The organism is Absicoccus intestinalis, from assembly GCF_033971885.1.
GTDB classification, from domain to species: domain Bacteria; phylum Bacillota_I; class Bacilli_A; order Erysipelotrichales; family Erysipelotrichaceae; genus Absicoccus; species Absicoccus intestinalis.
This window is the reverse complement of record NZ_JALBUS010000022.1, coordinates 23,844-34,573: the sequence shown is the minus strand read 5'-3', so window position 1 is coordinate 34,573 and position 10,730 is coordinate 23,844. Positions and strand designations below refer to the sequence as shown.

The window sequence follows — 10,730 nt, the reverse complement described above, 5'->3', positions numbered from 1 at the left end:
ACGATTCTGGGAAAAGATTGAGAAGAGCAAAGCAACAGGAACAAGCACAACAATAAAAACAAGGCCAAATCGAATTGACCTTGCTTGGTAGTTATTTTGGATATTTTCGCTGTCTACTTGACAGGGGGCATATCATAAACTTCCCGCTCTTTTTTATTGCCAAATCGACTCCGCATAAATTTCATCGGCTTGTGTTTGATTTAAATATTTATATTCGACCATAGCTGCTAATACTAATTTTTGTCGTTTTTTGGCTGCCTCCACATTTTCTGTGCTGATCAATGCATATTTACTAGGCACTTGTGGAATACCGGCCAAGATCGTACATTGCGCATCCGATAAATCAGCTGGTTCCTTACCAAAATATCCTTCACTGGCTTGTTTGATACCTGTGTATCCATTTCCATAATTGATCACGCTCACGTATAAAGCAAAGATTTCTGATTTCGAATAATGTGACTCCAATTCTCTGGCAAAAAAGAATTCTGCCATCTTCCAGGATAGATTGGAATCATATTGACCATATAAATTCTTAGCTAATTGTTGGGTGATGGTAGACCCTCCACTCTTGACCAAATTTTCATTGATCTGGCTCAAAAGAGCACGAATCAAACCAATCGTATCGACACCATCATGTTCGAAAAAACGATGATCTTCAATCGATACCGTTGCTCGGACCAATGTATTTGGTAAATCATGATAGTCTACATACGCATCACTACTTTCCACTTGCTCAACCAAGGTCGTTAAAGAACCAGTTTGTGCAGAAAACCGTTGAAACTGTATATATCCATAAAAAGCCAACGATGCTATACCAATGGATAGAACGGCAACAACAACTAAAAATATATGTAAAATTTTTTTCATAGCTCTCCTTTTAGAAAAAGAGAAGTGCTTTCACACTTCTCCACTTATCGATTCGAGTTAATAGATTTCATGATTTGACGAATTTGCGCTTCACTTGGTTTACGACCCATTTGAAGGAACATTGCACGTATCATTTTTTCATTGATTGGTGGATTTTCTTTTAATTCTTTTTCAAATCTTTTCTTTGTGAAATAGAAACCTAAAATGCCTCCAATCACAATTCCAACTAATGTAAATAAAACTGATTGTAATCCCATGTCTACCCATCCTCGCTATCTACTTGGTTATTTTACTATCTTTTTATATGTTTATCAACTATTTTACTATTCCCTCAATCAAACAAAGTAGCCTGTTTAAAATCTTCTGGTTGCGGCGTCCAATTTCCCTTATGTATCGTATCAATGGAACACTCGATCCTAAAATCATCCAACTTTCCAAACGGTGTTGAGAAGGTTGAAGTTGGACTCATCAAGGTAATATCCTTCGCTTGGAAATCAATCGATTCTTCTTGCTTTAATACAAAGGAAGTTTCGGCATCAACCCCATATATTTGATCAATCAATACAGGATTGCTCTTGACCCATTTACATAAACGAGAACCCTTCGCAGGACGATGGAATGGAGCAATATCTTCTACTTTCAACCGTTTCATTTGTGCATGCTGACCAATTAATAACACTTGATGAATATCGTTAGAAACAACAGCCATACCAGCTACTCGATCATTATTTGATAACTGAATTGCTTTGACTCCTTTGGTACGTGTTGAAGTTTCCGGTACTTGCTCTACCGGATATCGCAGTCCATAGCCATTCATGCTCGCAACAATAATTTGATCTTGATTCGCATAACTTAGATTTACACTGCACATCGAATCCAATGACCCAATTTTCATACAAACCATGGTCTTGTTTGCACGAGTGACAGCCAATTCCGAAAGCTTGGTCCGCTTGATCATGCCTGCCGTTGATGTCATGACTACGTAGGTATGTTCATCAAATTCTCGCAAAAAATAAGCGCGAATGATCTTTTCATTGGAATCCATTTTCACATAGTTACCCAAATGAGATCCCACATCTTTCCATTTTCCTTCTTCCAATGTATAGACAGGAAGATAGCCATATTTCCCACGATTGGTAAAGAATAATAATGTATCCAATGTACTACATTGTCCATATCCCAAAACGGTATCTGTATCTTTATGACCACAATCTTGTGGACTTGATGCATTAAAAGATCGCAAAGACACCTTTTTAACATAGCCATCATGTGTGATTGGAATCACAACTTGTTCATCCGCGATCATTGCTTGGCGATTGATCTTGATTTCTTCTACATCAGCTTGAATCATGGTTAGTCTTGGGGTTGGGATCTTCTCATTGATTTCTTTCAATTCATCAATGATGACCTGATGCAATACCTTTTGTTTCGTCAATATCTCATGAAGATGCTGCAATTCTTTTTTCAAGCTATTATATTCCGTTTTTAATTCCTTGACATCGGTATTGGTCAAACGATACAACCGCATTGAAACAATCGCATCGGCTTGTTCTTGCGTAAAGTCAAATCGATCCATCAAATTTTTGATGGCATCCGATTTATTTTTGGAATCCCGAATGATCTGAATGATTTCATCCATGATCGATACAGCCCGAATCAAACCATCCAAAATATGCGCCCGAGCCGATTTACGATCATATTCATAAGTAGAACGTTTGCGGACAACATCTTCCCGATGGGCAATGAAAGCATCCAAACAAGCAATCAAAGACATTTGAACGGGTGCTTTATCTACGATTGCAATCATATTGTAGTTATATGAAACCTGAAGATCTGTATTCTTATACAAGTAATTCAAGATTTGTTGGGCATCAATATCTTTTTTTACATCCACGACCACACGTAATCCGGTACGATCACTTTCATCCCGTACATCCAAGATTCCATCAATCGTTTTATTTAAACGAATCTCATCGATCTTTTTGACCATTTGAGATTTGATTACATCATAAGGAATCTCGGTCACGATCAACTGTTGGATCGTTCGGGTTTGTTCAATATGCACTTTGGATCGAACCATAACCTTCCCGCGACCGGTTTCAAAGGCTTGACGAATGCCATTTGCACCCATCGCAATGCCTCCAGTTGGAAAGTCTGGACCTTTCACAATGGATACGACATCATCTAAGGTACATTCTGGATGTTCAATACGATAGATACAAGCGTCGATCACTTCATTTAAATTATGTGGTGGAATATTGGTTGCATATCCAGAAGCAATACCACTGATGCCATGGATCAATAAATTCGGAAAACGAGCAGGTAAGACCGTAGGTTCGAGTTTTTCATCCGAAAAGTTAGGCGCCCATTCCACCGTTTCTTTATCAATATCTTCCAATAAATAATTCGCAATAGGACTTAATCGAGCTTCGGTATAACGCATCGCTGCGGCTGGATCATCATCGATCGAACCATTATTTCCCTGCATATCAACAAGCGGATTTGTGATCTTCCAATTTTGGGAAAGACGCACCATCGCATCATACACCGAACTATCTCCATGTGGATGATAATTACCAATCACATTACCAACCGTTTTGGCTGATTTTCGATAGGGATGATTGGCTGTATTGCCATCTTCATACATCGCATACAAAATACGACGTTGAACCGGCTTTAATCCATCGCGAGCATCTGGCAAAGCACGTTCTTGAATGATGTATTTCGAATAACGAGCAAAACGATCGGCCATGATTTCTTCAAGATCATCATGCAAAATATGTTCCGGCTTTCCGACTTTTTGTTTTTTGACCATCAAGCCACCTCCTTGGCATAATCATCTTCAAGCGTAAATTCCACATTATCTTCGATCCAAGCTCGTCTAAGATCGGCACGATCTCCCATGAATTCCGAAACTCGACGTTCCGCCAATGCCGCATTTTCAATTGTCACACACAATAAAGTACGGGTCTGCGGATTCATCGTTGTTTCCCATAATTGATTGGCATTCATTTCACCCAAACCTTTATATCGAGTCAAAGTATATCCACTCTTCAATTCTTTTCGCTTTTCCGCTAATTCTTCGTCCGAATATAAATAATATTCTTCTTTTCCCTTCGCAATGCGATAGAGTGGCGGCAACGCAATATACAACATTCCCTTATAGATCAGATCACGCATATAACGCCAAAAGAAAGTCAATAATAAATTTTGGATATGGGCTCCATCATCATCTGCATCCGTCATGATGATGACTTTGTAGTAGTTGGAATCTTCGGCTACAAAATTTTTGCCCACACCAGCCCCTAAACAATGAATGATCGTATTCAATTCTTCGTTTTTTTCAACAGCCTCTAGCTTCGCTTTTTCTGTATTTAAGACCTTACCACGTAAAGGTAATATGGCCTGATAACGAGAATCACGCCCTTGTTTGGCAGAACCACCCGCCGAATCTCCTTCGACTAGATATAATTCTTTTCGACGTGCATCTTTCGATTGTGCATTCGCTAATTTTCCCGACAAGATCCGCTCACTACGCTGCTTGCCCTTGCCTTTACGAGCATCATCCCGTGCCTTTCGCGCAGCTTTACGCGCACTAGCTGCCTTGACGATCTTGCGCACCAATGTATCCGCTACCTCTTTGTTTTCTTCCAAGAAATAACGTACATTTTCACTGACTACCATATCTGTGGCTTGACGCGCTTCCGGTGTTCCTAACTTTTCTTTGGTTTGACCCTCAAATTGTAGAAGCTCCTCCGGTACGGTCAAATTAATGACCAAAGTCAACCCCTCACGCACATCAGAACCTTCAAAACCTTTATCTTTTTCTTTGATAAATCCATTTTTACGTGCATATTCATTGAAAGCTTTCGTAAATGCTTGTTTCGCACCTGTTTCATGTGAACCACCATCGTGCGTACGAACCATATTTGTGAAAGAAAAGATATTCTCTTGATATTGATCCGTATACTGAAACGATCCTTCTACCTTGATCGCATTGTATTCGCCACTAAAATTAATAGGATCATGCATCGGCGTACGATCCTTATTGATTTCTTCGATAAATGCTTGGAGGCCATTCTCATATTGATAGACTTCTTCTCTTTTCTCTTTTCGAAGATCTGTCACGATGATCTTCAAACCATTCAATAAAAAAGCATCTTCTTGCGCTCTTTCACAAATCTTGGAATATGAAAAACGATCCGCTTTAAATAATGAAAAATCAGGCAAAAAAGTGACTGTGCTCCCGGTGCGATTGGTTTTTCCTTCGTGTACCAATGGTCCGATCTTCTTATCACCATGTTCAAAACGCATCGACCATTTATCGGTACCATCATATACAACGACTTCACACCAAGCACTTAATGCATTGACAACACTCGCCCCTACACCATGTAAACCACCAGAATTCCGATATCCTCCTTGTGAAGTAAATTTGCCACCTGCATGTAAGACCGTAAAAATAACTTGTAACGTTGAAACACCACTGGCATGTTTGCCAACCGGCATTCCTCGTCCATGGTCTTCAATGGTAACAGAACGATCTTTATTTAATGTGATATGAATTTCCTTGCCATATCCATTTAAGGCTTCATCGATTGAATTATCTAAAATTTCCCAAACCAAATAATGGAGGCCTTTGGCATCTGTCGATCCAATATACATGCCCGGACGTTTCCGAACAGCATCCAGACCCTCCAAAATTACGATACTATCTTCATTATATTGTTGTTTTGGCATGGTATCATCCTTTCATACAAATACAAATTATAAGTGAATCCAACATTTTCTTCAAATGTTTGATGTTGATTATGATAAGATAAGAGAGATAGAGGTATAAATATGGTAACAGACATCATTATTTTAATATGTGGATACCTTCTAGGATCCATTCCCTTCGCATTGGTCATTGGTAAGCTTTTTTATCATACCGATGTCCGTCAATATGGGTCTGGTAATTTAGGAGGAACCAACGCAGGAAGAGTATTGGGGAAAAAAGTAGGTGCAATTGTTATCCTGCTTGATGGACTAAAAGTTGTTCTGGCAATGGGAATTGCCAGTATATTTACAAATGAAGCCATCGCTATTTGGACTGGCCTTGTTTGTGTCATTGGCCATTGTTGGCCCATTTTTGCGAAATTCAAAGGCGGCAAAGGAGTCGCATCGACATATGGCTTCTTATTGGCAAGTTCCATCTTTATTTTTCATTCTGCAACCAACTTTTTAATTCCATTAGCCATGTTTTTCATCGTATTATATATTTTCAAATTTGTTTCTTTGGCAAGCATTACGGCTGTTTTAACATCTAGTTTGTTCATCACCGGTACATCATCGATCATGAATGTTGAATCTTGTTTCATTATCATTTCTAGCTGGTGTCTATCCCTTCTGGTCATCAATCGTCATGCCAGCAATATTGAAAAAATAAAAAAAGGAACCGAGAATACGGTTTCCTGGTTATAATGAGTCATTCCATTGTTGAATGACTTTTTTTATCGTTTCTATATCCGCACGAAAGGTTCCTTGTACCATTTCTTTTTGTCCGCCACCACGACCAGCAAGCAAAGCATTTAACTCATTGACCTTGATCTTCAAATCGATTTTTTGGCTAGCCATGACATACTGATATGCCCCCTGATTTTTCGCTACGACCATGGCTACAACACAATCTGTGTGTTCCAAGATATAGTTACAAAAATCACGCATCGTCAATCGATCCACATCTTCTTCTATAAGTTGTATTTTTGAAGATGGTAACATAGCTGTTTTTAATACAATATATTTATCCTGCCATTGACGAATGGTCCTTGATTTTTCATTACGATCTTCTTGTGCTTTTTTTACAGCTGTAACGATACCTTCTACCGGTACAGAAAATAGGGGTGATAGTTGTGCACAAATCTTATGCTTCTGTTGATGATCCATAATGGCCTTACGCCCACAAATTAATTGTAGACGCACACCTTGTCTATGTTTTTCTAATGAAAGGATCTTGATTGATCCAATTTGGCCCGTCCTTTCCACATGTGTACCGCAACAAGCACAGGTATCATAAGGCCCAATCGTTACAATTCGAACATGACCATCCAAAGCTTTTTTTGAGCGATAAGACATATGTTTTCGTTGTTCTTTTGTTGGCCATGCGATGGTCAAAGGAATGTCCTGACTCACCACATCGTTTGCCAACATTTCAATGGCATCAATATCCGCTGGGCGCAACACGCCATTAAAATCAATGGTCATCAATCCATGCGGATCCAAATGAAATCCGACATTATCATAGCCAAATTGAGCATGGATCAGCCCCGATACAATATGTTCACCGGAATGGGACTGCATCATTAAAAAACGTCGATTCCAGTCAATGCGCCCATGAACATTTTGTCCGACTGAAAAGGCTCGATCCACATAATGATAAACGACATGATTTTTTTCTTGCACATCAAAAACCGAAGCGGTATCTATCCTACCAACATCACAGGGTTGTCCTCCACCTTCTGGATAAAAAGCCGTATGATCCAATGTCAACACATACCCTTTTGTCACTTTTTGACAAGATTGTACCACTGCATCAAATTCTTTCATCATTGGATATTGATAATAATACGCTTGTGGATCCATATATACCTTCCTTTCCACATGAAAAAGCGAGGGTTACTCGCTTTAGTTCACATCAATTGTAAAATCATATTCTTGACCTAATGAATCATAGATAGAAGTAATCACTTGCGTCGCCTTTTCCGGACTGATTACAGAAAATAGTACAATGCCACTCGATGAGTCGCCCGGATCGATCGATGACGCAATTTGATCATAGCCTTCCCGTTCAATGATCGATTCAGAAGTATTCGGATTAATGACCGTGTCTCCTTGTTGAACAATCGTATATGCCGAAGCACAATACAATTCATAATCCGTCTTATTCGTCACTTTAATGTATACGCGAGTTTCTGATTCAGCATACTCAACTTTCTGAACTTCAAATTTTACACCATCTAATTTCTTTGACCCATTTTTTGGCTTGATGGTTTGATAGGCTGGTGCCTCAACCTTATCATACGTCGTCTTTGTGATCTTCGCTTCATTTAATTCAGCTACAGGCAAATCATCACCAAATGCATTTTTGCGAGTGACAATATTATTGATCTTAGCATCCACTTTAACATAATCACCAACTTTAAAGTTCGTATTGGTCGTAGACACAAAGAAATAGCGATTGTCTTGCCCTTTGTAACAAACCATATAGCCATCGGCCCCATCAACTTTTGGACCACTCGTGATCTGACCATAGAGCTTGATCCATTTTCCTATATAATTATCCGGTTCGATCAACGCACTCTCAATTTTTTTTGCTTTCACATAATTTGATTTTGAACCATCCGATTTCACAACATTAATAGGACTGGCACATCCTTCACATAACAACACAAAACAAAGTACAAATAGAATCCATTTACTTCCCCTTCTCATGAATAACTTCCCTTTCTAAGTATTCAAGTGTTATTTTTCAATCCAACCCAACTCAATGCATTGTTGATGAATGGCTTGATGTAAGGAAACATCAATACTCAATGGCTCCCCACTCCACAATGCATGATATTTCTTATAATCTTTTTGAAAAACAATTTCAATCACATTCTTTTTATAGATCATCAACAATTGGTCATTTGTATCCAACTCGTATCCCAATGCCTCAAACATTTCTTGTGCTTTCATCATTCCACCCAAAAGACACGATTTGCTTTTCGTGGTGCTGTTTCCGGCGTATCCAAAGCATAGCCTAAAATACAATGACCGATGCCTTCATACGATCCAGTAATTCCTAATTTTTTTAAAAGAGCTTTTCCTTCTTCACTTTCAAATTCTTCTTTTGCACGATGGATCCAACAAGAATCCACACCTAAAGCATGAGCCGCATTCATTAGATTTCCCATAACTAAGGAACCATCATATAAATAGGTAGGACGTGTAGTATCCGCTAGAACAACTAAAACAACCGGTGCTTGATAAAAAGGATCAAAATCCCATCCACCAATTTTACGATTCATTTCCGATAATTGATCACGTACTTTTTGATTGGTAATGGCAACAACGACAACCGATTGTTGTCCCATCCCACTCGGTGCATATAAACCCGCATCAATAATTTTTTCTATTGTTTCACGAGGTACCATCTGATTTGAATATTTTCGATGGGAACGACGTGTTTTTAATGTTTCAAGTGTTTCCATTCTATCACCTCGCATCTATTATAATCGTCCAATCATAAATTTGTAAATAAATAAAAAAAGGCTTTAGTCTACATTTCAAGACATAATATTTCAACCTTTGATCATCTTTTTCATCTAAGCCTAGTGCAAAGAAAAAACGCAGATTGCTCTGCGTTAAAAAACAAAGGATAACCAAACTTTACATTTTGGTTTTTGGCTTTTTCAAATCTTCAAAAAAACGAAATAAGACAAGCCCAAAATATATACAACCTATCAATATAAATAGAATCCATCCACCCATGTTTATCACCACTCTACTTGTACGATAAACAAACAATGTATGATCTTATTGAATAGACTGTAAAATATTCGTAAAATTATCCACGACGTAAGAAAGAGATAATATCAGCTTCTTTTGCTTTGTTCTTAAATTCTTTTTCAGTCATTTCTTCGGTCCAGAAACCAAATTCATTATCATTGACACGAATCAATTCGATTGGTCCAAATTGTGCTTTGGCTTTGGCTTCATCCTTGGCACGAACAAAGAAGGTGTTCTGCACATCATCCAAAGGCAAGAGTGGAAGTTTTTCATCGGTAATATCCTTCTTAACGGTTGTATGTAAATTCTGAACACAATCTAGAATATCACCCACAACTGCACTGGCCGTTGGTAAAGAACCTGCACCAGAACCATAGAACATGGCTGGGCCTAAACAGTTACCTTCTACATAAACAGCATTCAAAACATCATCGACGGCATACAAAATCATATCAGAACTAACCAATTTTGGTGCAACCATTGCCCATACACCATCCTCGGTCACTTTTGAAGTTGCCAATAATTTGATCTTCATTCCCATCTTTTTCGCATAAGCCATATCCATGGTATCAATCTGTGTGATTCCTTGACAAGGAACATCTTTATAATTGACATGCTTTCCATAAGCTAATGAAGATAAAATGGCAATTTTTCGTTGCGCATCATGACCTTCAATATCTGCTTCTGGATGTAATTCAGCATAACCAAGATCTTGTGCTTCTTTTAAACAAGTCGCAAAATCAACACCTTTTTCATACATACTTGTCATGATATAGTTTGTCGTACCATTTAAAATACCAGAAACCATTTCGATTTTCTCGCCCATCAACGAAGTGTTTAAAGCACGAATGATGGGGATACCACCACCACAAGATGCTTCAAACATATAATTGACTGAATTTTTCGTTGCCAATGCGCATAATTCCACACCAAATTCGGCAACTAATTCTTTATTGGAAGTACATACATTTTTTCCAGCTTCTAATGCTTGTTTTGTAAATTCATAGGCAGGATGCAATCCACCCATTGTTTCAACAACGACATTGACATCTGCATCGTTTGCGATATCATTAAAGTCATGAGTAACAATATCTTCGACAGGTGTTCCTGGGAAGTCTCTCAAATCTAAAACATATTTTACTTTTACTTCGGTACCCACTTTTCTGGTAATCATTTCTGCATTTGTCATCAAGACATTCACAACACCAGCACCAACTGTACCGTAACCTAAAACCGCAACATTTACCATATACTGCGTCTCCTTTTCTATTCCAACATTAAGTTTACTAAGAATCCGTAAGCTTGACAAGCTTTCCAAATACATAACTTCAGGA

General features: G+C 38.4%; 10 protein-coding genes. 1 reads left to right on the top strand and 9 read right to left on the bottom strand.

Features of this window, described 5'->3' with window-relative positions:
* Nucleotides 1-153 precede the first annotated feature (153 nt).
* From MOZ64_RS10650 to parE, 4 genes are all read right to left on the bottom strand, one after another.
* On the bottom strand, nt 154-867 hold the full coding sequence (locus MOZ64_RS10650; RefSeq protein WP_320326535.1) for a transglycosylase domain-containing protein: 714 nt from the start codon (nt 865-867) through the stop codon (nt 154-156).
* A 44-nt stretch (nt 868-911) separates the two neighbouring features.
* A complete protein-coding gene (locus MOZ64_RS10645) occupies nt 912-1,124 on the bottom strand; it encodes a YneF family protein (RefSeq protein WP_320326534.1) in 213 nt (70 codons plus the stop codon).
* Nucleotides 1,125-1,198: 74 nt separating this feature from the next.
* Entirely contained in the window at nt 1,199-3,682 is a 2,484-nt protein-coding gene (parC, locus tag MOZ64_RS10640) for a DNA topoisomerase IV subunit A (RefSeq protein WP_320326533.1), read from the bottom strand.
* Nucleotides 3,682-5,607 carry a DNA topoisomerase IV subunit B gene (parE, locus tag MOZ64_RS10635; RefSeq protein WP_320326532.1) on the bottom strand — a complete coding sequence of 642 codons (1,926 nt, stop codon included), beginning with the start codon at nt 5,605-5,607 and terminating at the stop codon, nt 3,682-3,684. The genes parC and parE overlap by 1 nt, the downstream gene beginning before the upstream one ends.
* A 102-nt stretch (nt 5,608-5,709) precedes the next feature.
* On the opposite strand from parE, the gene plsY reads away from it, so the two are divergent.
* A complete protein-coding gene (plsY, locus tag MOZ64_RS10630) occupies nt 5,710-6,330 on the top strand; it encodes a glycerol-3-phosphate 1-O-acyltransferase PlsY (RefSeq protein WP_320326531.1) in 621 nt (206 codons plus the stop codon).
* Here the strand turns inward: plsY and MOZ64_RS10625 are convergent.
* From MOZ64_RS10625 to MOZ64_RS10605, 5 genes are all read right to left on the bottom strand, one after another.
* Entirely contained in the window at nt 6,325-7,488 is a 1,164-nt protein-coding gene (locus MOZ64_RS10625; RefSeq protein ID WP_320326530.1) for an alanyl-tRNA editing protein, read from the bottom strand. The genes plsY and MOZ64_RS10625 overlap by 6 nt on opposite strands.
* A 42-nt stretch (nt 7,489-7,530) precedes the next feature.
* The gene (locus tag MOZ64_RS10620; RefSeq protein ID WP_320326529.1) at nt 7,531-8,337 is read right to left on the bottom strand and encodes a hypothetical protein; all 807 of its coding nucleotides are present in this window, start codon (nt 8,335-8,337) and stop codon (nt 7,531-7,533) included.
* A 30-nt stretch (nt 8,338-8,367) separates the two neighbouring features.
* Nucleotides 8,368-8,583 (bottom strand): hypothetical protein, encoded by a 216-nt coding sequence (locus MOZ64_RS10615; RefSeq protein WP_128520885.1) that lies wholly within the window; start codon nt 8,581-8,583, stop codon nt 8,368-8,370.
* Nucleotides 8,583-9,098 carry a nitroreductase family protein gene (locus tag MOZ64_RS10610; RefSeq protein WP_320326528.1) on the bottom strand — a complete coding sequence of 172 codons (516 nt, stop codon included), beginning with the start codon at nt 9,096-9,098 and terminating at the stop codon, nt 8,583-8,585. Before MOZ64_RS10610 ends, MOZ64_RS10615 begins: the two co-directional genes overlap by 1 nt.
* Before the next feature lie 356 nt (nt 9,099-9,454).
* Entirely contained in the window at nt 9,455-10,645 is a 1,191-nt protein-coding gene (locus MOZ64_RS10605; protein WP_320326527.1) for a homoserine dehydrogenase, read from the bottom strand.
* Nucleotides 10,646-10,730: the final 85 nt, after the last annotated feature.

What these genes read in the sequence shown, in the direction of transcription:
- MOZ64_RS10625 (WP_320326530.1), bottom strand. Translation starts at nt 7,488, where the DNA reads ATGGATCCACAAGCGTATTATTATCAATATCCAATGATGAAAGAATTT.
- MOZ64_RS10650 (WP_320326535.1), bottom strand. Translation starts at nt 867, where the DNA reads ATGAAAAAAATTTTACATATATTTTTAGTTGTTGTTGCCGTTCTATCC.
- MOZ64_RS10610 (WP_320326528.1), bottom strand. Translation starts at nt 9,098, where the DNA reads ATGGAAACACTTGAAACATTAAAAACACGTCGTTCCCATCGAAAATAT.
- parE (WP_320326532.1), bottom strand. Translation starts at nt 5,607, where the DNA reads ATGCCAAAACAACAATATAATGAAGATAGTATCGTAATTTTGGAGGGT.
- MOZ64_RS10645 (WP_320326534.1), bottom strand. Translation starts at nt 1,124, where the DNA reads ATGGGATTACAATCAGTTTTATTTACATTAGTTGGAATTGTGATTGGA.
- MOZ64_RS10615 (WP_128520885.1), bottom strand. Translation starts at nt 8,583, where the DNA reads ATGAAAGCACAAGAAATGTTTGAGGCATTGGGATACGAGTTGGATACA.
- parC (WP_320326533.1), bottom strand. Translation starts at nt 3,682, where the DNA reads ATGGTCAAAAAACAAAAAGTCGGAAAGCCGGAACATATTTTGCATGAT.
- MOZ64_RS10605 (WP_320326527.1), bottom strand. Translation starts at nt 10,645, where the DNA reads ATGGTAAATGTTGCGGTTTTAGGTTACGGTACAGTTGGTGCTGGTGTT.
- MOZ64_RS10620 (WP_320326529.1), bottom strand. Translation starts at nt 8,337, where the DNA reads ATGAGAAGGGGAAGTAAATGGATTCTATTTGTACTTTGTTTTGTGTTG.
- plsY (WP_320326531.1), top strand. Translation starts at nt 5,710, where the DNA reads ATGGTAACAGACATCATTATTTTAATATGTGGATACCTTCTAGGATCC.